Here is a 23,912-nt window from a genome sequence, read left to right on the forward strand (position 1 = left end):
GATTCCTCTTCGAGGTAAGCGTGCGGATAAGAGTCAGGCGAGCAACATGCCGCCGTCGAGCAGCAAGGTCTGGCCAAGCATGTACGCGGACAGCGGCGACGCGAGGAACAATGCGCCGCCGGCCATGTCCGCGGGCGTGCCGAGGCGGCCGAGCGGAATGCGCCGCAGCGCGCCTTCGAGCCGCTTCGGGTCGGCGGTCGTCACGCGGGTGAGCTTGGTTTCCACAAGCCCGGGCGCGATACCGTTCACACGGATACCGTCGCGTGCCCATGCTTCGCCTAGCGTGCGTGTCAAACCGAAAGCGCCGGTTTTCGAGGCGTTGTACGCGGGGTTGCCGCGCGTCGAATGAAACGCTGCTGCCGAGCTGACGATGATCATCGCGCCGCGCGCCGCCTTTAACGATTCGAAGCAATGGTCCGCGCAGGCCATCAGGCTGGTGAGGTTGATATCGAGCACCTTTTTGAAGCCCGGCGTCTTGAACTCCTGACGGTCGTAGAGCACGGTGCCTTGCGCCTGCACCAGCACGTCGAGCCTGTCGAACGGCAGTTCACAGCGCTCGATATTGGCCGACTCCGACACGTCCACCTGGGCGTAGTGCAGCCCCTTCAGATTCGAATCGATCGAGTCCGCGTAATCGGATACCGAAGCGCGCGTGCCCCACACATGCACCGTCGCGCCGCGTTGCAGGAACGCCTGGGCAATACCGTTACCGATACCGCTCGAGCCGCCCACCACCAGCACGTTCTTGCCGGTGAAATCCAGTTCGTTCATTGTGTTTGTCTCCGTGGCGCTCAAATATGGCGCTCAAATACGCGTGATGCCCTGATTGACCAGCTCTTCGATGTGTTGCGCGTCAAAACCCAGCATCTCCAGCACCTCGCGGCTGTGCTCGCCGAGCGCGGGCGGCGCCCGTTCGATGACGAGCGGTAAATTGTCGAAGTCCCACAGCGCGCCGATCTGCTGCAGCGAGCCATAGACGGCGTGGCCGTACGTAGCGTGCAGCCCGGCGGCGGCATGCTCGGCGCTATCGAGAAACGCGTCGCTTTGCGATTCCAATGCGGGCTCGGCGGGTACGCCCGCTGCGTGCAATGTGGCCAGCGCTGCCGTGACGTCGAGCGCGGCAAGCGCGGCTTCGGGCTCCTTGCCGGCGATACACGTGAAGGCGTCGCCTTCCGTCGCGCTCAGCGCGGCCACGGCGATCCAGCCATCCTTGCAGCGATAGAGGCGATGCGTCGGCGCGATGCCATGCTGGCCCGCGTCGAGATGCGCCATCGGCGTCAAGGCGCGCTCCCGATCGATCACGACGGCTTCGCTCGCGGTCATCGTCATCGCACCGAGCAACGACGAGGCGACGGCCTGGCCCTGGCCGGTCCGCATGCGCGCGAGATGCGCGAGCAACACCGCGAACACCGACGACAAAGCCGCCAGATGATCGCCGACGCCAAAGCGCAGCCAGCTCGGCGGATTGCCCTCGCCACCCGATTCCGTTTCCCAACCGACCGCCGCCTGCATCAATTGATCGAAACCGGGCCAATCGGCACGCGGGCCTTGCGGACCATACGAGCTGACGTGCGCGCAGACGAGCGCCGGTTTGATGGCCCGCAACTGCTCGGGCGCGATGCCGAGCTTGCGCGCGGCCGGCAGGCGCACGTTGTGATGAACGATGTCAGCCCAGTTCGCAAGGGCTTCGATGACCGGTTTGCTGCCTTCGGCGCCGAGCTTCAGTGCGAGCCCGCGCTTGCCGCGCTGCGTGCCGGCGAAGGCGCGCTCGAGCCGTCGCATTGCGTCGCCCGCGGGCGGCTCGACCTTGATGACGTCGGCGCCGAGATCGGCGAGCACCATGCAGGCAAACGGACCGGCGAGATAAGCGCCGAGGTCCAATACCTTGAGACCGTCGAGCGGCGGACGGGATGCCGGAGACGCCGCGCCTGACGTGCGGGCTCCATTAGCGGCGCCGGAATCCGTGCGAGCGGTAGCGCTAAAGCGGCCGTGCGCCGACCAGCCGATGTCGTGGGCCGGCGTTGGCGCTTGCAAGGGTCCACGCACACGCGCGGGTGGATCGACGTGATACGCGGGTCCGGGTTGGGACGTGCTGCCGAGCACCGGGTCGTCCACGCCGACCACATAACCGTTGAGCCGCGCCTGCTCGTCGGCGTAAATCTCGCCGAACGGCGCGGCGATCTGCGCGGCGACGTCGTGCGCCCAGAAGTGTTCGACCCAGTCCTGCGCGTTGCGCGTGGCGATGATTTCCCGGTTCGCGCCGAAGTTGGGCGCGACATGGCTCGGCGGCCATTGCGCGTTGGCGCGCGCCACGGCGTCCGGGCCCATCGCGGTGAGCACTTCGGCCATCCACGGCGCGGCGTCGGGCGAGTAATGCACGTGAATCCAGCGACCGTCCAAACAGCGATGCAGCGGAATCGGCACGCTCTTGTCGAGCCCCTTGGCAAACACCGGTGTGGGCTGCGCGGCGCGCGACCAGTGCATCGTCATCGGCACGAGCGCGGCTTGCGCGAGACTCGTGTGTGCAATGCCGCCTTGCCCATCGCGTTCACGCGCGATCAGCCGCGCCATGACGCCGACCGCGCTCAGCCAACTGGCGATCCAGCTCGCGAACGGCATGCGGATAAATACCGGACCAGGCCGATGCCCGGGTTGTTCGTCAAGAATGCCTAGACGCGCCAGCACCAGCGTCTCGCGCACCGGAGCGTCGGCGAGCGCATGACGGCGCGGCCAGCCGCCCACGCTCGCAACGACCAGAGCCGGATAGCGTTGCCGCAATTGCGCGTCGTCCAGCGACCATACGGCGGCTTCCGCGGGCGTGAGGTCGTGGACCAACACGTCCGCATCCGGCAGCAAGCTATCGAGCAGGTCGCGCTGCGCGGCAAGGTCGCCATCGGTCACGCGGCGCTTACCGCGATCGAGCACATGAAAGAGTGCCGCGTCGCGCTCGGCCTCATGGCGTGGGCGTTCGATTTTTACGACGTCCGCGCCGGCTTCGGCGAGATACAACGCGGTGGCGCTGCCTGCGAGGCCGGTGGCAAAGTCGATTACTTTCAGACCGGCTAACAGCGCTGGTTGCGTGCTTTGCGCCCGTTGCGCGGCGTCTGCTTGAGCGGCGTCGGCGTGAGCAGCGTCGGCTTGACCAGCGTCGGCTTGAGCGGTACTCATGCTTCCACCTCCTGCACCACCGGCCGCACGATCCTGCTGCGCAATACGCCGATGCCCTCCACCTCCAGTTCGACCACATCGTCCGGCTTCAGATAGCGGAGCTGTTCAAGTCCGCAGCCGTTGCCGACCGTGCCTGAACCTAGGAACTCGCCCGGATGCAAAGTCTCGGAGCGCGAGATATGCGCGATCACGTCCTCGAATTGCCAGCGCATGTCGCGCGTGTTGCCGCGGCCCCATTCCTCGCCGTTGACGCGTGCAATCATGGTCAGGTCGTACGGGTCGCCCAGTTCGTCGGCGGTAACGAGGCACGGGCCCATCACGTTGGCCGTATCGAAGTCCTTGCCTTTGGCCGGCCCGAGCATGCCGCCCATTTCGGTGGCCTGGGCGTCGCGCGCGCTGATGTCGTTGAAGATCGTGTAGCCGTAGATGTGCGCGCGCGCATTCTCGCGCGAGACGTCTTTCGCGCGCTGGCCGATGTAGCAGCCGAACTCCAGTTCGAAGTCGAGCAGCTTGCTATAGGCAGGCCAGATCACGTCGTCGTCGGGGCCGATCACCGCGAAGCGGTTGCACTTGTAGTAGATCGGCTGACGGTTGAAGGTGTCGATCACGCGATCGTCGGCGCGCGTATTCATCGCCTTCAGCGTCGCTTCCGGGTCGGGCGTCCGCAAGGCGCGCGCACGGCGCGCCGCGGCAAAGCTCTGCCGCAGGTGCAGTTCAAAGCACGAGCAGTCGCGCATCTGCGTGGGCGGTTGAATCGGCGCGAGCAGCTTCACGGCACTGCGTTCGCGCACCGCGTCGGCGGGCGCGCGGGCCAGCAGCGCGCGCGCTTCTTCGAGCAACGGCGCGCCGCCCGTCAGCAATGCCTGCACGCTCGCCAACGCGACGCTATCGCCGCCGCGCACGATGCGGCTCGCCTCGCGCAAATCGAGTACCGCCTGATCGTTGTCGAACAGTGCGCCCGAGCGCTGCACGCCGTCGGCCAATTGGAAAGTGACGAGTCTCATCGAGTGGTTCCGGCTTGAAGGGATGAATCGGACGCAGCGGTGGCGATCCCCGGCATGGCGCGCCGCAGGACCACCGGCATGCCGCCGTGGGTGCGCTTGCTCATCCAGTGGGACAAGGCCGCGTCCATGTAATCGGCGTGGCCGGGAAACCAGCCCGCGAGCGCTTCCGCAAGTTCACGCGCGACCTGGCAAGCGGCACCGTCGCGCAGCATCTGTGCAACTTCGCGCACCGAGCGCAGGACCGCCGCGTGTTCGTCCGCGTGACACTGGGCGGCGGGAAAGCTCGTGTCCTGCATCCACTGCTCTTCCTGCTCGAAATGAGCGACCGCATGATTTTCGAAAGCTGCGAGCGTCTCGGGTAAGGACGCCTCGTCGCATTGCTGCAAGGCGGCCACACAATCGACGAAAGCGTGATGCGTCTCGTCCATGGGCGCGAAGCCGAGCAGGAACCCGTCGTTCCAGCTCAACGTGGCGCCAGGTTGCCGCTGTGTGTTCTGATCGGGAGAAAGCGCGGCGGCCATCACACACGCCCCGCTACAGGCAAGCACGCGCCGGTCACCGCACTGGCATCGTCCGACAGCAGGAAGGCGATCACCGCGGCAAGCTGGTCCGCCGCGACCCAGCGCGACGTATCGGCGTCCGGCATAGCCGCGCGATTCGCGGGCGTATCGATGATGCTCGGCAGCACCGCATTGACGGTGACGTTACGGTCTTTCAGTTCTTCCGCGAGCGCTTCGGTGAGCCGCGCGACGCCGGCCTTCGACGCCGCATACGCGCCCATGCCCGCACCGGCCTTCAGGGCGGCCAATGCGCCGACGTTCACGATACGTGCGCTCTTCTCGCGCAGCAGATAGGGCAGGACTTCATGCGAAGCGATCGCCGCCGTGCGCACGTTCATCGCGTAAAGACGATCCCACGTTTCAATGCTGCCCGATTCCAGCGTTTCCCACGCAAAGCCACCCGCGATATTGACCAGTGCGTCTATACCGCCGAGCCGCCCGGCGATCTGCCCGAACGCGTTCGAGGTGCTGGCTGCTTCGCCAAGATCGACACCGCCGAATACCGCTTCGACACCGTCGATCGCCACGCTTGCCGCGCGATCCACCAGCGCGACGCGCGCACCGCGCGCGCTCAGTTCGGCGCCGACCTGGCGCCCTAGCGCGCCAAGACCGCCCGTGACGATGACCCTGCGATGGATAAGTTGATTGGTCGGCATAAGAACGCCTGTCTCCTGTGTTTGAGCGGGCTTCTGAGTGATTTCCCTGGCGGGAAAACCCTGCGCCGTTCTCGCTAATTTAATACATTTTTCGCGTTTCTGTTCATATATTATGGTGACATCAACACACGGTCAACTGCCAGGCAATACGAAATCAAGCGCATCCATGCCGAGAAAACTTCCTCTTCTGACTCCTGAAACCGCGCCGTTCTGGCAAGGCGGTGAACATGGCGTGCTGAACGTCTACCATTGCGATGGATGCAGCCATCTGTTTCATCCGCCCGCGCCGCTCTGTCCGCGCTGCATGTCGTCACACGTCGGCGCGAAGCCGGTCTCGGGACGCGGCAAGGTGGTGAGTTTCACGATCAATCATCAGGCATGGCTGCCCGATCTTCCGGTGCCCTACGTGGTCGCGATCGTCGAACTCGCGGAGCGCGAAGGCCTGCGCTTCGTGACGAATATCGTCGATGGCGAAGTCAGCGACGTGCATATCGGCATGCCGGTGCGCGTGAAATTTGAACAGCAGGAAGACGTGTGGCTGCCGCTCTTCGAAGCCGACCCCGAACGGAGCGTGGCATGAGCGACAAGCTGTTCGAGAAGAACGTGGCGATCAGCGGCATCGGCCAGTCGGAAGTGGGCCGCCCGTCAAACCGTACGGCCATGCAGTTGAGCGTGGACGCCGCGCTCGAAGCGATCGCCGATGCCGGCCTCACTCGCGAAGACATCGACGGAATTTCGTGCTGGCCAGGCGACAACGACAACGGCAACCCGTTCTCGCCGGTGGGTCCGAATGCACTAATGAATGTACTCGGCCTGAAGGTGAACTGGTATGGCGCGGGCTACGAAGGACCCGGCCCGCTCACCGGTCTGGTGAACGGCGCGATGGCGATCGCCGCGGGCCTGTGCAAACACGTGCTGGTGTTCCGCACCATTACCGAGGCGAGCGCGCGCCTCAAAAGCAAGACCGCCAGCGCGCTCACCAACAAGACGGTGGGCCGTGACGGCAGCTATTTCTGGCAGTGGTATACGCCCTTTAATGTCGTCTCCGGCATCAACCTGATGGCGCTGTATGCGCAACGTCACTTTCACGAGTACGGCACGACGCCCGAGCAACTTGCACAGATTCCGCTGACCTGTCGCGCCAATGCGGTGCGCAACCCGAAAGCGGTGTTTCGCAACGCGATGACGATGGACGACTACCTCACGTCGCGCATGATCTCCACGCCGCTGCGCATGTTCGATTGCGACGTGCATTGCGACGCGTCCACGGCCATAGTGCTGTCTCGCGCCGACCTTGCGCGCAACGGGCCGAACGCGCCGATCCGGCTCGAAGCCATCGGCTCCGCGCTGCATCAGCCGTGGTCGTGGGATCAGATTTCGTTGACGGAGATCGCCTGCTTCGACGTCGGGCGCATGCTGTGGTCGCGCACCGATCTGAAGCCGAAGGACGTCGGCAATGCACAGCTCTACGACGGCTTTTCGATCCTGACGATGCTATGGATGGAAGGACTCGGCCTCTGCCCGCGCGGCGAGAGCGGCGCGTTTGTCGAAGGCGGCCAGCGTATTGCGCGCAACGGCCAGTTGCCGTTGAACACCAACGGTGGCCAGTTGTCCGGCGGACGTACGCACGGCCTCGGCTACGTGCACGAAGCCTGCACGCAGTTGTGGGGCCGAGGCGGCGAACGCCAGGTCGCGCCGCACGAGGTGGCGATTGCCGCGGCGGGCGGTGGACCGCTCGGCGCCAGCGTGCTGCTGGTCAAGCAATGACGCAGCTCAGTTTAAGGCCGATGGCGCAGCCAACCGCGCGGCATCCCAGGGCATCTACCGAGTTATCCGAATCAATCTATATGTAGAATTGTTTTCTGTATATGGAATATCACACTCACGGCGGACTGCTTCCCAAGCGCGTTTCGCGCGCACAGTAGCCGCTTGCCGATCCGTAAAGGAACCGCCGATGTCCCCCTCTGACTCGTCTCAATCCGCCGCCATCGACCTCACCGAATTCCGCGCCGGCTGGCGCCCCGTGCTGATGGCGATGCTCGGGCTCGGTGTGGCCGCCAACGCTTCGCTGCTGTATGCGTTCGGTTCGCTGGTGATTCCGCTGCAACATGCGTTCGGCTGGAGCCGCGGTGAATTGCAACCGGCGATCAGCTTTCTGTTCGGCGGAGCGGTGATCGGCGCACAAATCGTCGGCTGGCTCAATGACCGCTATGGGATGCGGCATGTGACGATCGCGTCGCTGATCGGACTCGCTGTCGTCTACGCGTTGATGTCGCTGATGCAGGTAATGGGCCACTCGATCGGCTGGCTCTATCTGATGTGCACGCTGCTGCCGATCGCCGGCATGGGCACGATGCATATCACGTGGACGCATCTGGTCAACCTGTGGTTCGAGCGCAATCGCGGCCTGGCACTTGCCGTGATGCTATCGGGCACGGGCCTCTCGGCGATTCTGATTCCGTCGGCAGTGACGTGGGTGATCGGCCGCTGGAACTGGCAAGCCGCGTTTCTTTTGCTGGGGGCGCTGCCGTTGATTCTGGTGTTGCCGCTCGTGCTGATGTGGTTGCAGACACCAGTCGGGCAAGACGCATCTGCGGGTCGTGGCGAGCGTGCCGCCGGCCGTCGTGCGGCGCCGCCGGTGCGGGCGCACACGGGGCTCGCGTTCCGTGACGCGATGGGTTCGGCGCGCTTCTGGACGCTCAATATCGCTCTCTCGCTCGTGGTGGCCGCAACGGTCTCGATGGTCAGCAACACCGTGCCGCTCCTGCGCGACAAAGGGCTCTCGGCGGCCGAAGCCAGTCATATATTCGGCAGCTTCGGGCTCTCGCTGATTGGTGGCCGATTGCTGGTCGGCTATCTGATCGACCGTCTGTGGGCGCCCGCGGTCGCTGCCGTCGCGCTGGCCATGCCCGCCCTGGGTTGTCTGCTGCTGTCCACCACCAGCGCCGATCACGTCGCCACGCTCGCGCTTGCCACGCTGTTGATCGGCCTCGGCGCCGGTGCCGAATTCGACATTGCCGCGTATCTGATTGCGCGTTACTTCGGCATGCGCAATTACGGGCGCCTGTTCGGCATGCACGTCGCGCTGATCACCATCGCAGCCGCATTGGCGCCGTGGCTGTTCGGCCGGATCTACACCGTCACCGGCTCATACACGACGATGCTGTCGATCTGCGGCGCCGCCTTTCTGCTTGGCGCGATCACGCTGCTGCCGCTCGGCCGTTACCCGAAATTCGATTCACTGAATCTGGCCTGATTACTCGACTCGTACTCTCGATCCCTCTCATGTCATTGAATAACGTTGTCATCGTCGGTGCGGGCCAGGCCGGTTATCAGACCGCGGCCTCGCTGCGGCAGGAAGGTTTTGAAGGCAGCATCACGCTGATCGGCGACGAGCCCGGTGTGCCCTACCAGCGCCCACCGTTGTCGAAGGCTTACCTGCTCGGCAAGATCGGTGCCACGGCGCTGCGCTTTCGCACTCACGAATGGTTCGAGCAGCAGCGTCTCGAGCGGGTCGAAGCGCGGGTCACGCGGATCGACCGCGAGGCGCAGCACGTGGAACTGGCGAGCGGCGAGCGTGTGCCGTACGACCATCTGGTGCTCGCCACGGGTGCGCGCAACCGCGTGCCGTCCATCGAGGGAATCGAACTCGACGGCGTGTTCGGCATCCGCACACTGGAGCATGCCGATGCGCTCGCGCCACGCGTGGCGGCCGCGCGCGACGTGGTCGTGATCGGCGCCGGTTTCATCGGCCTTGAATTCGCGGCCGTAGCAGCGGCCAAAGGCCTAGCGGTCCACGTGGTCGAACTCGGCACGCGGCCAATGGCCCGCGCCCTCTCCACCCATATGTCGACGCTGTTCGGCGCCGCGCATACCGGCTGGGGCGTGAAGTTCGACTTCGGCCAAACCGTCGCGCGGCTGGTCGGCGACAACGGCCGGGTGGTGGCCGTGGAAACGGGCGACGGCCGCCGTCTGCCCGCGCAACTGGTCGTCTACGGCATCGGCGTGCTGCCCAACATCGATCTCGCCGCCGATGCAGGCCTCGCCGTGCAGAACGGCATCTGCGTCGACGCGCAGTTGCTGACCAGCGACCCGTCAATTTCCGCCATCGGCGACGCCGTCAGTTTTCCGTCTGCGTGGAGCGGTGCCCCGATCCGCCTGGAGTCCGTACAAAATGCCGTCGACCAGGCGCGCAACGTCGCGGCACGCCTGACGGGCAAGCCAGTGCCTTACACCGCGCTGCCGTGGTTCTGGAGCGACCAGGGCGATCTGAAACTGCAGATCGCGGGGCTCTCCGATGGCCATGACGAAACGGTCCTGCTTGGTTCGGGCGAAAGCCGGCAACTGAGCGTGTTGTGCTTCCACTCCGGCCGTCTGATCGCCGTGGAATCGTGTAACCGCCCGGGCGACCATATGGCGTCGCGCAAGCTGCTGGCGCGCGCCGCATCGCTAACCATCGCCCAAGCAGCGGCGCCGGGTTTCGATCTGAAGGAATTCGAAGCCGCCACGCGTGCGTTGGTCTGAAGCGATTCAATCCCAGCGCCCGTCACAGCCCCCTGTCGCGGTCTGGTGCGAACCCGGGCACCGCCGCTGGCCGACGCAAACGCGTACGCCCGAACTAACACCTTGCGCGATTGCGTTGCCGGACTACATTTAATCAATATCCGTCGAGACCATATGGCGTGATGCGAGCGGCGAATCGCGGAATGCGTCTGCCGCGGTGACCTGAAAGGAGCTACCAAATGGCAGAGATAGACAAGGAAGAAGTCGTTGCGGTGCTGAACCGGATTCTCGAATCCGAGTTGGCCGGCGTCGTTCGATATACGCACTATTCGTTTCTTGTTTTCGGATTCGGACGCATTCCGATCATCTCCTGGCTGCGCGAGCAGGCCGACGAATCGCTGTTACACGCCCAGCAGGTCGGGGAGTGGATCACCACACTGGGCGCCTATCCGTCGCTAGCGATCGGTCCCCTCCTCGATTCGCACACATTCGATATCGGCTCGATCCTCCGCGAGTCGCTGCAAGCCGAGAATCTCGCGCTGGCGCTGTATCGCGAACTGCTCGCGCTGGTCGAGGACCGCTCCGTTGCACTCGAGGAGTTCGCCCGTCAGATGATCCATATCGAAGAGATGCACGCGGGCGAAGTCGACAAGATGCTGCGCCGCCCTGGAGAAGTGACGACGGCGGCCGAACGGCAGCCCGGCCGACCCTGACCGAACGGACTATGGCGGCATCCCGGACGTGGTCGCCGCGATGCGGAAACTCGCCTTTCACGCGCCCGTCAATTCCGGAGGATGCTTGGCCACGTAACGGCCTGGCGCCGGCTCGATCGGCTTGTACTTCGCGTTGCCCGGTTTTTTGGGCGCCGCGATCTCCTTGCCCGCATGCGGTTTTAACCAGTTGCTCCAGTGCGTCCACCAGCTTCCCGGCTGCGACTTCGCCGATTCGAGCCACGCATCCGGATCGTCGCCGAGCTTGCCGTCGGTCCAGTAGCTGCGCTTGTTCTTCGATGCCGGATTGATCACCCCCGCGATATGTCCGCTGGCGCCCAGCACGAACTGCGTGTCACCACCGACAAGTTGCGTCGAGCGATATGCGCCCTTCCACGGCACGATATGATCGTCCTGCGTTCCGAAGACATAGCTCGGGATGTCGATACGGCCCAAATCCACGGGCGTGCCGCACATTGAGAGCCGACCCGGCTTGCACAGGTTGTTCTCCAGATACATGTTGCGCAGATACCAGGCATACATCGGGCCGGGCAGATTGGTGCTATCGGCGTTCCAGTAAAGCAAGTCGAACGCCTGCGGCGCGCCGCCCTTCAGGTAGTTGTTCACGACATACGGCCAGATCAGATCATTGGCGCGCAAGGTCTGGAAGACGAACCCCAGCTCGCCGCCCGAATAGATGCCGCCTCGTCCAATCGTCTGCTCGCGCTGCGACACACCCTGCTCATCGATAAAGACGCCCAGGTCGCCCGGATCGCTGAAGTCGAGCATCGTCGTGAGGAGTGTGAGGCTCTCCACCGATTCATTGCCGCGCGCACGCAGCAGCGCGAGCGCCGACGACAATATCGTCCCGCCGACACACCAGCCGACCGCATTGACCTTGTCGGCGCCGCTGATCGCGCGGCCAACTTCGATCGCCTTGATCGCACCGCTCTCGACGTAATCGTCCCACGTGATGTGGCCGAGTTCCGCATCCGGGTTGCGCCATGACACGAGGAACACCGTCTGCCCTTGCTCGCACGCGAAGCGCACGAACGAGTTTTCCGGTTGCAGATCAAGGATATAGAACTTGTTGATGCAAGGCGGCACGATCACGAGCGGCCGTTCGGCAACCTTGTCCGTGAGCGGCGCGTACTGGATCAACTGGAAAAGCTCGTTCTCGAAGACCACCGACCCCTTCGACACTGCCACATTACGGCCAACTTCGAATGCGCTTTCATCCGTGATCGAGATGCGTCCGTGCTTCAAGTCTTCGAGCAGGTTCGCGAAGCCCGCGCGTAGGCTTTCGCCCTGTGTCTCGACGGCGGTCTTAATAGCGTCAGGGTTGGTAACGGGGAAGTTTGCGGGACTCATCGAGTCGATGAACTGGCGCGCGTAAAAGCGCAGCTTGTTCTTCTCCTTTTCACCGACACCCGCCGCTTCGACCATGTCGTTCAGCAGTCGCGAATTCAACAAATACGTCTGCTTGAGCAGGCTGTACCAGGGGTTGTCGCGCCAGGCCTCCGAACTGAAGCGCCGGTCGCCGCGCTCGGGCTGAACGGTGGGCTCCGTGCTCATGCCCGTGGCCCTCGCCATCATGCCCGTATAAAGCGCCATCTGCTGTTGCCAGTAATGCGCCTGGGCCTGCGCGAGGGCGAGCGCCGGTTGATTTGCGGGGACGGACGGCGCGTCGCCGGCGTGTCCAGCTGCGCCGGTGTAGGCCTGCAGCAGCGTCTGCCCCGCTTTGAAGAATCCCTGGACGAACTCGTCCGGCATGTTAAACGGCGAGGCCATGATGTCTCCTGAAAGTCTGATCACACAATCTGACGCGCGTCGCATCGTGATGCAATCGCGCGTTTCACGCGAGTGGGTCGCACCAGTGTAACCGGACGCAGGACGAGACGGCAGCGTACCCTGGCGGACTATCGGGCCGGAAGACCCAGCATTTCGCGTGCTTGGGCAGCGCTCGCCACCGGCCGGCCATATTCGCCGCACAATGAGGCCACCCGTGCGACCAGTTGCGCATTGCTCTTCGCCAGCGTGTCCTTGTCCCAGCGCACATTGTCTTCCAGACCCGTGCGGCAGTGGCCGCCCATTTCGAGCGTCCAGTAATTGACCTCCAGCTGATGCCGCCCGATACCCGCGGCGGTCCACGTTGCATCCGGCAATAGCGCCTTGAGTTGTTGGACCTCGAACTCAAGAATCTCGCGACGCGCGGGCAGCGCGTTTTTTACACCCATCACGAACTGAACGTGCACAGGAGATTTCAGCAGCCCTTGTTGCACGAGGTCCACTGTGCTGTACAACATCGCCAGATCAAAGATTTCGATTTCCGGTTTGACATCGTAGTCGAGCATCATTTGCGCAAGCGCACGCACAAAGTCCGGCGGATTTTCATAGACGGTAGTCGGAAAATTGACGGAACCCGTTGCGAGCGATGCCATATCCGGGCGCAGATCGAGCATCGCGCCGCGTTGCTCGAACGAACGGCCACGACCGCCTGTCGAAAACTGAATGATGATGTCAGGGCAGTGCTTCCGGATGCCCTCCTGGAGAGAGGCGAAACTCGACCGGTCGGAACTGGAGTTCTCCTGTTCGTCACGCACGTGCAGATGAACGAGCGATGCTCCGGCTTCGTACGCTTCGTGCGTGCTTTCAATCTGCTCGGAGATCGTGACCGGCACAGCCGGGTTGTCCTTCTTGCGCGGAACTGAGCCAGTGATGGCAACGGAGATAATGCACGGTTCACTCATGGCTAACACTCCCGTTCAAGGTTTCCGTCTCGCCTGTATGGCGAGCGATCATGACCGCGTGCCTGGCAAAATGCCCACCACTACGTGTTCCAAGTCTAGTCCAAATGCGCGCGATGAGGATCGCGCACCTCGGGGCACACGGAACGCGCAAATGTCCGCTGGCTCTTGCGCGCTGCCACAATTCATCAGCGTGGGTCCCGTTGAGATGGCCGTCGAACAGCAAGCGGTGGCGCATGACGTCGCTTCGTCAGACCTATCGCCGGCAGGCCCGGCTATACCGAATCGGCTTAAACCAACCCGGCTGCGACACCCTTCGCCGCCGTGAGTGTTCTCCTCAACCTCTCATCCAGTTCGAGTGTCTCGGCCAGCTTGCGATTAGGTACTTCGAGACCGAATGGAATGCCCGGAGGCAACGCCTCGATAAACTCGCGCAGCGGCAAGCCGCCCTCGCCCGGCAACTGGCGGTCATAGCGTGCTTCTTCGGAAATAGCCGCCGTGGTCGCGGGCGCCGTCGCGCTGGCGTCACAGAATTGCGCGTACCGGATTCGTGCGGGATCGAGGGTGGCAATGTCGCTAATCTTGCCGCCGCTGCGCATCAAGTGAAAGGGATCGAGCAAAATCGCGCCGTTCGCTTGCGCCGCTTCGCTGATGATCGCATTGGCGGCCTGAATGCTGCCGACGCCAAGCCACGCCGCAAATTCCAGCGCGCAGGAAATACCGAACGGTGCAGCCAGTTCGCAAAGCTGCACGAATTTCTCAACGGCCAGTGAGCGGTCGGCGATATCGATCAGCGTCAAAGCATTGCGTGCGCCGAGACGCTGAGCCGTCTCGAACACACGCTTGAAGTCGTTCACGTCGCGTTCAGGGGTGAGCAGCATGACTTCGACATCCAGCACGTCGAGACCGGTGTCACGTAAGCGAGCTTCCGTCTCAAGCAACATCGATGAGTTGTCGAACATCGGATGCTGCGCCTCTCCCGCCCGAAACGGACTGAGGCGCAGACTGACTGCGTCATAACCCGTCCGGCTCGCCGCCGCCACCAGTTCGGGTGGCGTGAGCTGAATCGCCGTGAGCGGCACCAACGAATAGAGCCGTGTCATCGCATCGTCCCTCTGTCAGCCTGCTTCGCTCATGGTCGGCTCGGCGTGCATCTGCTCGTGCGCAACCCGTTTCAGCAGATCAAGTGCGACGTCGACGATCATGTCTTCCTGACCACCCACCATTTTGCGCCGGCCCAGCTCAACAAGAATGTCCACTGTTTTAAGGCCGTACTTGCTTGCCGCCACTTCCGCATGACGCAGGAAGCTCGAATATACGCCCGCGTAGCCAAGCGCAAGGGTTTCGCGGTCCACGCGCACCGGACGGTCCTGCAACGGCCGCACCAGATCGTCGGCCGCATCCATCAGCCGGTACAGATCGCAGCCGTGATTCCAGCCCTGACGCTCCGCAGCCGCGATGAACACTTCCAACGGCGCGTTACCGGCGCCTGCCCCCATGCCCGCAAGACTCGCATCGATGCGGTCGCAACCTTCCTCCACCGCCACCAACGAATTCGCGACGCCGAGACTCAGGTTGTGATGCGCGTGCATGCCGGTCTGCGTTTCCGGTTTCAGCGCGTCCTTGAACGCACGGAAGCGATCGCGGATATCGTTCATGCCGAGCGCGCCGCCCGAATCGACCACGTACACGCAGGTCGCGCCGTAGCTCTCCATCAGCTTCGCCTGTTCGGCGAGCTTCTGCGGCGCGGTCATGTGGCTCATCATCAGGAAGCCGACGGGGTCCATGCCGAGTTCGCGCGCGAATTCCAGATGCTGACGCGAGACGTCTGCTTCGGTGCAGTGCGTGGCGACCCGTACGACGCGCGCGCCGGCGTCGTACGCGTTGCGCAGATCGTGGGTCGTACCGATACCGGGGATCAGCAGCGTTGCAATCTTCGTGGTCTTGACGCTCTCTGCCGCTGCGGCAATCCACTCGACATCGCTATGCGCACCGAAGCCGTAGTTGAAGCTCGATCCTTCGATACCGTCACCATGCGCGACTTCAATGCTGTCGACGCCTGCCTGGTCCAGTGCCGCGGCAATCGCCTTCACGTTTGCAATGCTGTACTGATGGCGGATCGCGTGGCTGCCGTCGCGTAACGTGACGTCCGAGATGTAGAGCTTTTTATCAAGCGATGTCATTACACGGCCTCCTTGTGACCACGCGCGATACCGGCAGCGACCCGGCGGCGCGCCATCATGTCGCCGCAGGCGAGCGCGGCCGACGTCATGATGTCGAGATTGCCCGCATACGAGGGCAGATAGTGAGCGGCGCCTTCCACTTCGAGAAACACCGAGGTTTTGAGGCCGTGCTTGGGACCGATGCCTGGCACATTCAGCGGCTGCTCCGGCGAGATCACGTCGAACTGCACCTTCTGCTTCAGACGATAGCCGGGCACGTAGGCCTGCACGCTCGCCACCATCTGCGCGATGCTGTCTTCGATCAGCTGTGTATCGACCAGATCGGACAATACGAACACTGTGTCGCGCATGATCAGCGGCGGCTCGGCCGGATTGAGCACGATGATTGCCTTGCCGCGCGTCGCGCCGCCGAGTATTTCAATCGCGCTGCGCGTGGTCTCAGTGAATTCGTCGATATTGGCACGCGTGCCAGGACCCGCCGACTTGCTCGAGATCGACGCGACGATTTCCGCGTAATGCACCTTCGTAACCCGCGACACTGCAGCGACGATCGGAATCGTCGCCTGGCCGCCGCAGGTGACCATGTTCATGTTGCTGGCGTTCTCGGCTTCGAGATTGATCGCCGGAATCACGTACGGGCCGATCGCGGCGGGCGTGAGGTCGATCACCTGCACGCCGTGTTGTTGAAGCACGTCGTTGTGACGCTTGTGCGCGCCTGCCGAAGTGGCGTCGAACACAATGTCGATGTCTTTGAACACGTCAAGCTCGACCAAGCCATCGATACCTTCAGCCGTCGTCGCCACGCCCATACGCTCAGCCCGCGCGAGGCCGTCCGATTTCGGATCGACGCCAACCATCGCACCCATTTCAAGGTGTTTGCTGTTGCGCATCACCTTGATCATCAAATCCGTGCCGATGTTGCCCGGCCCGATGATCGCCACTTTTACCTTGTCAGTCATATCGTCTCCGAAACCCTGCTTCATGCTTTGGGAAGCGCCGCGCTGCCATCCACGACGCGGTCCGCAACGGTTTTGCCGCCACGGCCCCAGCAATCGGGCGGTACTTCTTCAATCAGAACGCGCACGCCGTCGATCGGCATCTCGAGGCTTTCCGCCATCGCCAGCGACACGCTTTCGATCAGGCGGCGTTTCTTCTCAGGGCTGCGGCCCTCGAGGATCTTGATCAGAGCAATCGGCATCGCCTACCCCTTGACGTGAAAACCCGCACTGCCGAGCTGTTCCATATCCACCGATACGTATTGCCCGGGCTTGATCCACTCGGCCGGCGTCGCGCCGCCTGCCATTACGATCCAGCCGGCTTGCAGCGGCTCGCCCGCCTGCGCCGACAATCGCGCCGCCGCCACCAGCGAACGCAGCGGATGACCGAGCAGCGCCGCAGTAGAGCCGACCTGCACGGCGCGGCCGTCGATATTGAGCGTGAGGCCAAGATTGCTGAAGTCGATCTTCGGATCGCGCCACGCGCCGATCACGAAGCCGCTCGACGATGCGTTATCCGCGATCACCTCGGGCAGCGTGAACTTGAAGTCTTTGTAGCGCGAATCGATGATTTCGAGCGCCGGCGCAATTGCTTCGACAGCGGCAAGCGCTTGCGGTCCGGTCACGTTGCCTTCGAGCGAATGCTTCAGTACGAAGGCGATCTCCGGTTCGACACGCGGATGCACGAAGCGCGAGAAATCAATCGCGGTGCCCTCTTCGATCTGCATGCCTGCGGTGAGGCGGCCCCAGATCACGTCGGAGAGACCCATCTGAACCATCTTCGCGCGGCTCGTAAAACCCATCTTCACGCCGACACGGTGCTCGCCCCGCGCGACGCGTCGTTTGATCGACGCGGATTGAATCTCGTAGGCCTGCTCCAGAGACAGGTTTCCTTCGGGATCGAACTGGGCGACTTCGGTTGCGTGGCGCGCTGCGTCGTCGAGCAGCGTCGCGTATTCGATGATGGTGCTCATTAGCGTGCCTCGCTCGCGGTTTGCTTGGAATCGGCTTCGAACACGGCGCGCACCGAGCCCAACCCGTTGATACGCGTCTCGAAGATGTCGCCGGGCGTCACCGCCACCATCGGTCCGAGTGCGCCGGACAGCACCAGGTCACCCGCCAGCAGCGGTGTGCCGAGCGCGGCCATCTTGCGGGCCAGCCACACCACCGCATTGATCGGGTTGCCAAGGCATGCCGCGCCCGCGCCGACCGAGACCGGCTCACCGCGCCGCTCCATCACCATGCCGCACAGCCGAAGGTCGAATTCGGACAACTTGCGAGGACTGTTGCCGAGCACATACGCGGACGACGACGCGTTGTCGGCAATCGTGTCCGTAATGCGGATATTCCAGTTGGCAATCCGGCTGCCGACAATTTCGAGCGCCGGCAGCGCGTAATCGATGGCGTTCAACACATCGAGCTGGCCCGGATTCGGCATGCGCAGATCGCGGCCGATCACGAAAGCGACTTCGGCTTCGATCTTCGGTTGAGTCAGAATGGACGTGGGGATGGGTTCGCCGTCGCCGTAACCCATGTCGTCGAACAACATGCCGAAGTCCGGTTGATCGACGCCCAGTTGTTTCTGCACGGCCACCGAGGTCAGGCCGATCTTGCAACCGACAATGCGTCGGCCTTCGGCCACGCGCCGGTCGGTGTTGGCGCGCTGGATCGCGTAGGCGTCTTCGATCGTCAGTTGCTCGTAGGTTTCGCGCAGCGGCGCGATGTACTTGCCGCTACGCTCGGCCTCGATCAATGCGTCGGCCGCCTGTTCAATCAGTTGGGGGGTCATTTTCCGGTCTCCTGTGCGGCTGCGGCGAGCTCGTCCTTGGTTTGATCGCCGACGGCCCAATACATGGCCGGCGTGACCGTCGCGTACACGCGGATGGTGTTGAGCGGCGCGCCTAGCGTTTCGTGCACCGTGCGGGCCACGGCCTTGACGCACGCCTTGACGGCGGCATCGTCGCGACCTTCGACGAGTGAAATATGGATGATGGGCATGGCTTTCCTCTGTGCGTGACGTGACACGATTGGTTAGAGTGCAGCGGGCGGCGCCACCACGGCCGCCGTCTGGCCGCTACGCGCAAGCGCTGCGGCAACGTTCCCCTGAGCTTTCATTTCTTCGATGAAAACAGCGAGCGCTGACGCTGCTTCGAAACGATCCTTCGGCACGCCCATCGCCTGGCGAATCGTCATGAAGCTGTCGTCGAGTACGCGCAAGCCCTCGTGCGTCGATGCATAACGGCTGACTACCTGGCGCACGCCGGCAGCAGCGTCGCAGCCTTGCGTGACGAACGCCTCAAACGCTTCGGCGGCGGTGGCGTGACGTTCGATCTGCGCTTCCTTGAGCGTGCGTGTCAGATAGAGGTCGTATGCGCTGCCCGCACCCACCGTGATGCGTACGCCGCTGCGGTCGACCTGCTCGCTACGCTGCAACGGCGATTCTTCGCGCACCATGTACGCGCCTTCGATCAGCACATACGGCGGCGTGAAGGCGATCTGCTCGCCGCGTGTGGGATCGATCGCGAGGAACGCGACGTTCCATGCGTTGTTGGCGAGCGCTTCGAACACTTTGCCCGCTGCTTCGAACGTGACGAATTGCACTTCTACGCCGAGCCGCTTGGCGAGTTCACGTGCAAGCTCGACGGAAACACCGCTGAGCTCGCCGTTATCAGCCGAGCGCTGCGCGAGCACTGTATTGCCAAGATTGATCGCCGCGCGTAACACGCCGCCCGGCGCAAGCTGCTCACGCGCCTGCTGAAGTAGCTGCTGAAGCTGTGCGTCGCTCATGACGTGCGCTCCAGCACGGACCACGCCGGGCGCGGGCCTTCCGCCTTGCCGGTGATCGGTGGTTTCGGCAGTTTGGCCTCGCCTGCTTCGATCCTGAAGTGATGCGCGAGCGAATACCACGGTCCCTGAATATCGCCGGACGGTGCGGGCTCGTTGTCGTGCAACACGTATTGGCCCACGAGCGGCTGCGTCACGCCGAATTGCACGTCGGTATCGAGATTGGGATCGTCGCTCGAATAGACCTGCGAGAACTGGGTCTTGAAACCCGGCTTGTAGATCATGAAGTGGATGTGCGCCGGACGCATATTGTGGCGGCCTTGCGCGCGCAGCAGTTCGCCGACCGGGCCCGACAACGGTATTGGATAACCCGCCGGCTTTACGCTGCGGAACGCAATGTGGCCTTCGCTATCCGTGGTCAGCTTGCCGCGCAGATTCATGTCGGCCTGCTCCGGGTCCTGGTTTTCATAGAAACCTTCGGCGGACGTGTGCCACACGTCGACTTCGGCCCCTTCGACCGGTTTGCCCTCGGCATCGTGCACCCATGCATCGACGAAGATCGGCACGCCCACAGTTTCCGAGCGGACGATCGAACCGCCGTTTGGCGTGGCGGGCGAGTCCATCCGCCAGAACGGCCCCATCAGGTTGGCGGTCGTTTCGGTTTGGCCGTTGTCGCCGTTATTCAGCAGACAAACCAGCGACGAGAGTCCGACCGAACCAGCCGCCAGCACGACCTCGTTGTGCGATGCGCTCGACAGTTGTCCGAGCTTGGCGATGAAGCCACAGGCCTGATGAAACTCAGATTCAGTGAGTTTGGCGTCGCGTGCGAAGTCATGCAGATGCAGCACTGCGGCCGACATGATTTCGCGGAAGCGCGCGTTGGGCGCGCGGCTCAGTTCCGCGAGAACCGCCTGGGTGACGTCTTTCTGATTACCGATGATCATGCCTGTCTCCAATCGTGTGCGCGCTACGCCGGCTTTTCAAGCGTTACGGACTTTGCGGACGACGCGCTGCTGTACGTATTGCAACCATGATGCACGCCAACCTAACATACCGTCCAATACCGTTTTTCAAAATCCTGATACCGTATCGGTATGGCTCCAGGCAGCACAATGCCTCGCCGATATCGGCGTACGAACTGGGAAGAGAGACGATGGAACTGAAGCAGATGCGCTATTTCCTTGCCCTCGCTGAGGAACTGAACTTCGGGCGGGCCGCCGAGCGCCTGCACATGGCGCAACCACCGCTCACACGGAATATTCGTGCGCTCGAAGAAGAACTCGGCACACAGTTATTCATCCGCACGGCCAAAGGGGCGGAACTGACGGAAGCGGGTCGTGCACTGCTCGACGAAGTGCCGAACATTCTGGCGCTGTCCCGTCGCGCCGAAGAACAGACCCAGCTCGCCGGCCAGGGTTATATGGGGCGGCTCGACGTCGGCATCTTCAGTTCCGGGATCCTGAATGTGATTCCACGACTGCTGGCTGAATTTCATACCGAGCGTCCAGAGGTAAAAATCGGCCTGCACAATATGTCGAAGGCGGAGCAGATCGCGGCGCTTCGCGAGCGTCGTATCACGATCGGTTTTAACAGGCTGGTGCCGAACGAAAGCGATATCGCCGTCGACTGGGTACAGCGCGAGCCGTTTCTGGTGGCGCTTTATGAGGGGCATCCACTATGCGAGAAGAGAGCCGTGACGCTGCGCGACCTCGACAACGAGCGCATGATTCTGTACCCCAACGCACCGGTGCATGGGCTCGCGCAGGAAGTCACCGCCGCATTTCGTGCGGAAGGCGTCCGCTTGCGCGTTGAACAGGAAGTGGAGGACGTCGTCACGTGCATCGCGCTGGTTGCGAGCCGCTTCGGCGTGTGTGTGACGACCGAGTCAGCGGTCAACCTGCGCCTGCCCGGCGTGGTGTACCGACCGCTTAAGTCAGCTCAGTTGCGCGAGATCGAGTTGAGTTGCCTGTATCGGCGCGAAGACACCTCGCCGATCCTGCAAGCGTTTCTCGAGTTGATACGATTGTCCCGGGCGAAACATGTCCGCGTGAAGCACCTCTGAACGTAGCAATTGCGCACCGCCGCTTGAACGAGCGTGCCGTTAGTCGAATTTCAAAGGCCGCCCCGTACCACTGCTTGCCCCTCTCCGAACTTAAGTACACCCTGCCTTCGGATCCTGCGCCGTATCGCGCGCGCCGAAGCCAAACAGGCTGCATGGCGTATTCCACAAGACGCGCCGGCGCGCGTCGGGATCGGGAATCAGGCGCTGCACCAGCGTCAGCAGCGGAGCATAGTCCATCCGTACCGGCGAGCGCAGGAAAGGCCAATCCGAGCCCCACACGCAGCGATCCGGTCCAAACGCGCGAAGAATCAGTCGCGCGAAAGTCTGCGCATCTTCGTACGGATATTCAAGCTGCGAAAATTTTTGTAGCCCTGAAATCTTGACGAACGTGCGAGCGGTATCGGCAAGACGCAGCAGCGCCTGGAAGCCGGGCTGGTTCATGCCGGCGGCGACATCGGGCCGACCGCAGTGGTCGATAAGTACCCGCGTCTCAGTCCGCCCGATCAGCGGCTCGAGCGCGACCAACTGATCGCCCGTGACCTGGATCTGCGCGAACGTATCAAGGTCGGACAAGGTGTTGAAGAGCGAGTCGGCACCGTTCATTACTTCGACGCCCTCCATTGCCGGGTTGAAGGCAACGCCCACAACACCCGCGGCCTTCATCTCCACCAAATCTCTCCGGCTCACATCGTTGTCCACCACGGCGATGCCTTTGAAACGATTGCCATCACGCGCGATCGCATCGAGCATGCAGCGATTGTCCGTGCGGTAACCGCTCGTCGGCCCGACCAGCAGCGCATGCTGCACGCCGCACGCGTCCATCACGCGGGCAAACTGCGCAGCGGTGCCTATCTCCTGCATCGACGGCCGGTACGCAGTGTCGGCGCGATAGGGAAAGCGTGCAGGATCGAAAATGTGGTTGTGACAGTCGATCTTCTCTTCGTCGAAGATATTCATTGACGAGACTCTCCGCGCGATTCGTGGCGGCTGCGTGCAAGCTCAAGCAAACCGCGCGTGCTTCGGTACGCGAGTTCGAGCCGCTCCGTCGTGGGCAGCGACGGCAACGGCATTTCCACGCTCAGCGCCGTGCCAGCAGGCAGCGCGTCCAGCAACTCGCTGAGCGGCAACACGCCCTCACCGGGTGGCAACCGGCCGGTGCGCGCTTCGAGGATCGTCGCGTCGTCTCCGACCGGCTCGTTTTGCGACGCGTCGCAAAACTGCACTGCACGCACCATCCCCTCGGGGAGTGCCCGGATGTCGCCTGGACTGCCGCCCGAGCGCGCGAGATGCAACGCGTCGACGAGAATCGCGAGGTTTGCACTGTCCGCGCGTTCGACGATCGACCGGGCCTGGTTCAGCGTGCCGACGTGGCGCCAGCGCATGAACTCCAGATCGACACGCAAGCCATATCGCGCGGCCAGTTCACACAACGCCGCCAGGTTGGCGGCAAGCCGCCCTGCATCAGGATCGTCGCCCGAGACCGTCACGCAGCTGGCGCCCAGATCGGCCGCTGCGTCGAACATCGGCGCATAGGACGCGACGTCGATATCGGGCAACATCGGAATGAACTCGACGTCGTGCACGGTCATGCCCTCGTCCGCAAGAACGCGCCGCAGTGCGCGATGCGCTTCGCTGCCCACTATGGACGGGTAAGCAATCGCACCCGCAGAGGTCGGATTGAGCCTGAGCCCCACCGCGCCGAACCCAGCGCGAGCGGCTTGCTTCACCCATTCCAGCGGGGCCAGCTCCAGCGCAGTGAGATGCGCGACCGCAAGTTTCTGCACTACTGTCAACGCGTTCAATATGTGGCCCTCCCGCCTGTCAGATCGAAGGTGAAGCCGCTCGTAAAACTGCATTCGGGACTGGCGATCCAGCTGACCATCGCACCGACTTCCTCGATCTGAAGGAAGCGGCCCATCGGAATCTTGGCCTTGCTCGCCTCGATATGCGCATCGGACATCTCGCTGAATAGCTCCGTTTCGACCATCGCCGGCGCGACACAGTTGATGAGCACGTTGTCCTTTGCCAGTTCCTTCGCCGCGGCTTTGGTGAACGCGATCACACCCGCTTTCGCCGCCGAGTACCCAGAGATGAACTGAACCCCTTCCTTGCCCGCGATTGATGCAACGTTGACAATGCGGCCACCGCCACGCGCGCGCATATGCGGAATCGCGACGCGGCAACAATAAAACACGCTGTTCAGATCCACGGCGAGCACACGTTGCCAGGCGTCCACGGGATACTCCCAGCACGGCGATACCGGCCCGTTGATCCCCGCGTTATTCACGAGGATATCCACCTGCCCCAACTTGTCGAGCGTGGCGGCAAACGCCTGTTCGACTGAGTCGATGGATGCGACGTCGACCTGCTGGACGTGGTCGGGCGCGAAGCCCAGCCGTTGCGCGCCGCAGCTGCTCACATCGAGGTCCCACACTGCCACGCGTGCACCATCTGCTTTCAGCTTTTGCGCGATACCCAGACCAATGCCGCGCGCGGCGCCGGTCACGATGGCCACTTTCCCGTCGAGAGAGCGAGTCATA

The 23,912-nt window shown here is 63.1% G+C and carries 25 protein-coding genes; 6 read left to right on the top strand and 19 right to left on the bottom strand.

Annotation, left to right across the window (positions count from 1 at the left end; genetic code table 11):
• Window positions 1-33: 33 nt before the first annotated feature.
• The 5 genes from HHL24_RS07560 to HHL24_RS07580 are packed head-to-tail and all read right to left on the bottom strand — an operon-like array spanning window position 34 to window position 5,388.
• A complete protein-coding gene (locus tag HHL24_RS07560; protein ID WP_169484875.1) occupies window positions 34-771 on the bottom strand; it encodes an SDR family NAD(P)-dependent oxidoreductase in 738 nt (245 codons plus the stop codon).
• 33 nt (window positions 772-804) lie between these two features.
• Window positions 805-3,168, bottom strand: coding sequence for a CoA transferase (locus tag HHL24_RS07565; RefSeq protein WP_169484876.1), 2,364 nt, complete (start codon window positions 3,166-3,168; stop codon window positions 805-807).
• Complete coding sequence (locus HHL24_RS07570; RefSeq protein WP_169484877.1) at window positions 3,165-4,172, bottom strand: fumarylacetoacetate hydrolase family protein; 1,008 nt, start codon at window positions 4,170-4,172, stop codon at window positions 3,165-3,167. Before HHL24_RS07570 ends, HHL24_RS07565 begins: the two co-directional genes overlap by 4 nt.
• Window positions 4,169-4,693, bottom strand: a complete 525-nt coding sequence (locus tag HHL24_RS07575; protein WP_169484878.1) for a bacteriohemerythrin — start codon at window positions 4,691-4,693, stop codon at window positions 4,169-4,171. The genes HHL24_RS07570 and HHL24_RS07575 overlap by 4 nt, the downstream gene beginning before the upstream one ends.
• A complete protein-coding gene (locus HHL24_RS07580) occupies window positions 4,693-5,388 on the bottom strand; it encodes an SDR family NAD(P)-dependent oxidoreductase (RefSeq protein WP_169484879.1) in 696 nt (231 codons plus the stop codon). The genes HHL24_RS07575 and HHL24_RS07580 overlap by 1 nt, the downstream gene beginning before the upstream one ends.
• Window positions 5,389-5,554: 166 nt before the next feature.
• Here HHL24_RS07580 and HHL24_RS07585 point away from each other — a divergent pair, with 166 nt between their 5' ends.
• From HHL24_RS07585 to HHL24_RS07605, 5 genes are all read left to right on the top strand, one after another.
• Complete coding sequence (locus HHL24_RS07585; protein WP_169484880.1) at window positions 5,555-5,968, top strand: Zn-ribbon domain-containing OB-fold protein; 414 nt, start codon at window positions 5,555-5,557, stop codon at window positions 5,966-5,968.
• Window positions 5,965-7,155 (top strand): thiolase family protein, encoded by a 1,191-nt coding sequence (locus tag HHL24_RS07590; RefSeq protein ID WP_169484881.1) that lies wholly within the window; start codon window positions 5,965-5,967, stop codon window positions 7,153-7,155. Before HHL24_RS07585 ends, HHL24_RS07590 begins: the two co-directional genes overlap by 4 nt.
• A 187-nt stretch (window positions 7,156-7,342) precedes the next feature.
• The gene (locus tag HHL24_RS07595) at window positions 7,343-8,644 is read left to right on the top strand and encodes an MFS transporter (protein WP_169484882.1); all 1,302 of its coding nucleotides are present in this window, start codon (window positions 7,343-7,345) and stop codon (window positions 8,642-8,644) included.
• 29 nt (window positions 8,645-8,673) lie between these two features.
• Entirely contained in the window at window positions 8,674-9,912 is a 1,239-nt protein-coding gene (locus tag HHL24_RS07600) for an NAD(P)/FAD-dependent oxidoreductase (protein WP_169484883.1), read from the top strand.
• 218 nt (window positions 9,913-10,130) lie between these two features.
• On the top strand, window positions 10,131-10,604 hold the full coding sequence (locus tag HHL24_RS07605; protein WP_169484884.1) for a ferritin-like domain-containing protein: 474 nt from the start codon (window positions 10,131-10,133) through the stop codon (window positions 10,602-10,604).
• A 57-nt stretch (window positions 10,605-10,661) separates the two neighbouring features.
• On the opposite strand, the gene HHL24_RS07610 is transcribed toward HHL24_RS07605, so the two are convergent.
• The 11 genes from HHL24_RS07610 to HHL24_RS07660 form a co-directional block, all read right to left on the bottom strand.
• Window positions 10,662-12,392 carry a PHA/PHB synthase family protein gene (locus HHL24_RS07610; protein ID WP_169484885.1) on the bottom strand — a complete coding sequence of 577 codons (1,731 nt, stop codon included), beginning with the start codon at window positions 12,390-12,392 and terminating at the stop codon, window positions 10,662-10,664.
• Window positions 12,393-12,520: 128 nt separating this feature from the next.
• Window positions 12,521-13,351 (bottom strand): BKACE family enzyme, encoded by an 831-nt coding sequence (locus tag HHL24_RS07615; RefSeq protein WP_169484886.1) that lies wholly within the window; start codon window positions 13,349-13,351, stop codon window positions 12,521-12,523.
• Window positions 13,352-13,638: 287 nt separating this feature from the next.
• Window positions 13,639-14,451, bottom strand: coding sequence for a sugar phosphate isomerase/epimerase family protein (locus tag HHL24_RS07620; RefSeq protein ID WP_169484887.1), 813 nt, complete (start codon window positions 14,449-14,451; stop codon window positions 13,639-13,641).
• Between the two features lie 15 nt (window positions 14,452-14,466).
• Complete coding sequence (dmpG, locus tag HHL24_RS07625) at window positions 14,467-15,531, bottom strand: 4-hydroxy-2-oxovalerate aldolase (RefSeq protein WP_169484888.1); 1,065 nt, start codon at window positions 15,529-15,531, stop codon at window positions 14,467-14,469.
• Window positions 15,531-16,490, bottom strand: a complete 960-nt coding sequence (locus HHL24_RS07630) for an acetaldehyde dehydrogenase (acetylating) (RefSeq protein ID WP_169484889.1) — start codon at window positions 16,488-16,490, stop codon at window positions 15,531-15,533. The genes dmpG and HHL24_RS07630 overlap by 1 nt, the downstream gene beginning before the upstream one ends.
• Window positions 16,491-16,510: 20 nt before the next feature.
• Window positions 16,511-16,729: a 2-hydroxymuconate tautomerase family protein gene (locus tag HHL24_RS07635; protein ID WP_169484890.1), complete on the bottom strand. Its 219-nt coding sequence runs from the start codon at window positions 16,727-16,729 to the stop codon at window positions 16,511-16,513.
• Window positions 16,730-16,732: 3 nt separating this feature from the next.
• Window positions 16,733-17,500 (bottom strand): 2-keto-4-pentenoate hydratase, encoded by a 768-nt coding sequence (locus tag HHL24_RS07640; RefSeq protein WP_169484891.1) that lies wholly within the window; start codon window positions 17,498-17,500, stop codon window positions 16,733-16,735.
• Window positions 17,500-18,315, bottom strand: coding sequence for a 2-keto-4-pentenoate hydratase (mhpD, locus tag HHL24_RS07645; RefSeq protein ID WP_169484892.1), 816 nt, complete (start codon window positions 18,313-18,315; stop codon window positions 17,500-17,502). Before mhpD ends, HHL24_RS07640 begins: the two co-directional genes overlap by 1 nt.
• The gene (locus HHL24_RS07650) at window positions 18,312-18,524 is read right to left on the bottom strand and encodes a tautomerase family protein (RefSeq protein ID WP_169484893.1); all 213 of its coding nucleotides are present in this window, start codon (window positions 18,522-18,524) and stop codon (window positions 18,312-18,314) included. Before HHL24_RS07650 ends, mhpD begins: the two co-directional genes overlap by 4 nt.
• Before the next feature lie 33 nt (window positions 18,525-18,557).
• Complete coding sequence (locus tag HHL24_RS07655; RefSeq protein WP_169484894.1) at window positions 18,558-19,313, bottom strand: transporter substrate-binding domain-containing protein; 756 nt, start codon at window positions 19,311-19,313, stop codon at window positions 18,558-18,560.
• Window positions 19,310-20,254 (bottom strand): dioxygenase family protein, encoded by a 945-nt coding sequence (locus HHL24_RS07660; RefSeq protein ID WP_169484895.1) that lies wholly within the window; start codon window positions 20,252-20,254, stop codon window positions 19,310-19,312. Before HHL24_RS07660 ends, HHL24_RS07655 begins: the two co-directional genes overlap by 4 nt.
• Before the next feature lie 209 nt (window positions 20,255-20,463).
• On the opposite strand from HHL24_RS07660, the gene HHL24_RS07665 reads away from it, so the two are divergent.
• On the top strand, window positions 20,464-21,372 hold the full coding sequence (locus HHL24_RS07665; RefSeq protein ID WP_169484896.1) for a LysR substrate-binding domain-containing protein: 909 nt from the start codon (window positions 20,464-20,466) through the stop codon (window positions 21,370-21,372).
• A gap of 90 nt (window positions 21,373-21,462) precedes the next feature.
• Here HHL24_RS07665 and HHL24_RS07670 read toward each other — a convergent pair whose 3' ends face one another.
• The 3 genes from HHL24_RS07670 to HHL24_RS07680 are packed head-to-tail and all read right to left on the bottom strand — an operon-like array spanning window position 21,463 to window position 23,911.
• Window positions 21,463-22,329 (bottom strand): amidohydrolase family protein, encoded by an 867-nt coding sequence (locus HHL24_RS07670; RefSeq protein ID WP_169484897.1) that lies wholly within the window; start codon window positions 22,327-22,329, stop codon window positions 21,463-21,465.
• Window positions 22,326-23,174, bottom strand: coding sequence for a sugar phosphate isomerase/epimerase family protein (locus tag HHL24_RS07675; RefSeq protein ID WP_206002749.1), 849 nt, complete (start codon window positions 23,172-23,174; stop codon window positions 22,326-22,328). Before HHL24_RS07675 ends, HHL24_RS07670 begins: the two co-directional genes overlap by 4 nt.
• Window positions 23,171-23,911, bottom strand: coding sequence for an SDR family NAD(P)-dependent oxidoreductase (locus HHL24_RS07680; protein ID WP_169484898.1), 741 nt, complete (start codon window positions 23,909-23,911; stop codon window positions 23,171-23,173). The genes HHL24_RS07675 and HHL24_RS07680 overlap by 4 nt, the downstream gene beginning before the upstream one ends.
• Between the last annotated feature and the right edge of the window lies 1 nt (window position 23,912).

This window comes from Paraburkholderia polaris, from assembly GCF_012927345.1.
Taxonomy (GTDB): Bacteria; Pseudomonadota; Gammaproteobacteria; order Burkholderiales; family Burkholderiaceae; genus Paraburkholderia; species Paraburkholderia polaris.

What these genes read in the sequence shown, in the direction of transcription:
- mhpD (WP_169484892.1), bottom strand. Translation starts at nt 18,315, where the DNA reads ATGACCCCCCAACTGATTGAACAGGCGGCCGACGCATTGATCGAGGCC.
- HHL24_RS07560 (WP_169484875.1), bottom strand. Translation starts at nt 771, where the DNA reads ATGAACGAACTGGATTTCACCGGCAAGAACGTGCTGGTGGTGGGCGGC.
- HHL24_RS07570 (WP_169484877.1), bottom strand. Translation starts at nt 4,172, where the DNA reads ATGAGACTCGTCACTTTCCAATTGGCCGACGGCGTGCAGCGCTCGGGC.
- HHL24_RS07595 (WP_169484882.1), top strand. Translation starts at nt 7,343, where the DNA reads ATGTCCCCCTCTGACTCGTCTCAATCCGCCGCCATCGACCTCACCGAA.
- HHL24_RS07590 (WP_169484881.1), top strand. Translation starts at nt 5,965, where the DNA reads ATGAGCGACAAGCTGTTCGAGAAGAACGTGGCGATCAGCGGCATCGGC.
- HHL24_RS07580 (WP_169484879.1), bottom strand. Translation starts at nt 5,388, where the DNA reads ATGCCGACCAATCAACTTATCCATCGCAGGGTCATCGTCACGGGCGGT.
- HHL24_RS07600 (WP_169484883.1), top strand. Translation starts at nt 8,674, where the DNA reads ATGTCATTGAATAACGTTGTCATCGTCGGTGCGGGCCAGGCCGGTTAT.
- HHL24_RS07635 (WP_169484890.1), bottom strand. Translation starts at nt 16,729, where the DNA reads ATGCCGATTGCTCTGATCAAGATCCTCGAGGGCCGCAGCCCTGAGAAG.
- HHL24_RS07585 (WP_169484880.1), top strand. Translation starts at nt 5,555, where the DNA reads ATGCCGAGAAAACTTCCTCTTCTGACTCCTGAAACCGCGCCGTTCTGG.
- HHL24_RS07620 (WP_169484887.1), bottom strand. Translation starts at nt 14,451, where the DNA reads ATGACACGGCTCTATTCGTTGGTGCCGCTCACGGCGATTCAGCTCACG.
- HHL24_RS07610 (WP_169484885.1), bottom strand. Translation starts at nt 12,392, where the DNA reads ATGGCCTCGCCGTTTAACATGCCGGACGAGTTCGTCCAGGGATTCTTC.
- HHL24_RS07630 (WP_169484889.1), bottom strand. Translation starts at nt 16,490, where the DNA reads ATGACTGACAAGGTAAAAGTGGCGATCATCGGGCCGGGCAACATCGGC.
- HHL24_RS07565 (WP_169484876.1), bottom strand. Translation starts at nt 3,168, where the DNA reads ATGAGTACCGCTCAAGCCGACGCTGGTCAAGCCGACGCTGCTCACGCC.
- HHL24_RS07665 (WP_169484896.1), top strand. Translation starts at nt 20,464, where the DNA reads ATGGAACTGAAGCAGATGCGCTATTTCCTTGCCCTCGCTGAGGAACTG.
- HHL24_RS07680 (WP_169484898.1), bottom strand. Translation starts at nt 23,911, where the DNA reads ATGACTCGCTCTCTCGACGGGAAAGTGGCCATCGTGACCGGCGCCGCG.
- HHL24_RS07650 (WP_169484893.1), bottom strand. Translation starts at nt 18,524, where the DNA reads ATGCCCATCATCCATATTTCACTCGTCGAAGGTCGCGACGATGCCGCC.
- dmpG (WP_169484888.1), bottom strand. Translation starts at nt 15,531, where the DNA reads ATGACATCGCTTGATAAAAAGCTCTACATCTCGGACGTCACGTTACGC.
- HHL24_RS07670 (WP_169484897.1), bottom strand. Translation starts at nt 22,329, where the DNA reads ATGAATATCTTCGACGAAGAGAAGATCGACTGTCACAACCACATTTTC.
- HHL24_RS07640 (WP_169484891.1), bottom strand. Translation starts at nt 17,500, where the DNA reads ATGAGCACCATCATCGAATACGCGACGCTGCTCGACGACGCAGCGCGC.
- HHL24_RS07605 (WP_169484884.1), top strand. Translation starts at nt 10,131, where the DNA reads ATGGCAGAGATAGACAAGGAAGAAGTCGTTGCGGTGCTGAACCGGATT.
- HHL24_RS07575 (WP_169484878.1), bottom strand. Translation starts at nt 4,693, where the DNA reads ATGGCCGCCGCGCTTTCTCCCGATCAGAACACACAGCGGCAACCTGGC.
- HHL24_RS07655 (WP_169484894.1), bottom strand. Translation starts at nt 19,313, where the DNA reads ATGAGCGACGCACAGCTTCAGCAGCTACTTCAGCAGGCGCGTGAGCAG.
- HHL24_RS07615 (WP_169484886.1), bottom strand. Translation starts at nt 13,351, where the DNA reads ATGAGTGAACCGTGCATTATCTCCGTTGCCATCACTGGCTCAGTTCCG.
- HHL24_RS07660 (WP_169484895.1), bottom strand. Translation starts at nt 20,254, where the DNA reads ATGATCATCGGTAATCAGAAAGACGTCACCCAGGCGGTTCTCGCGGAA.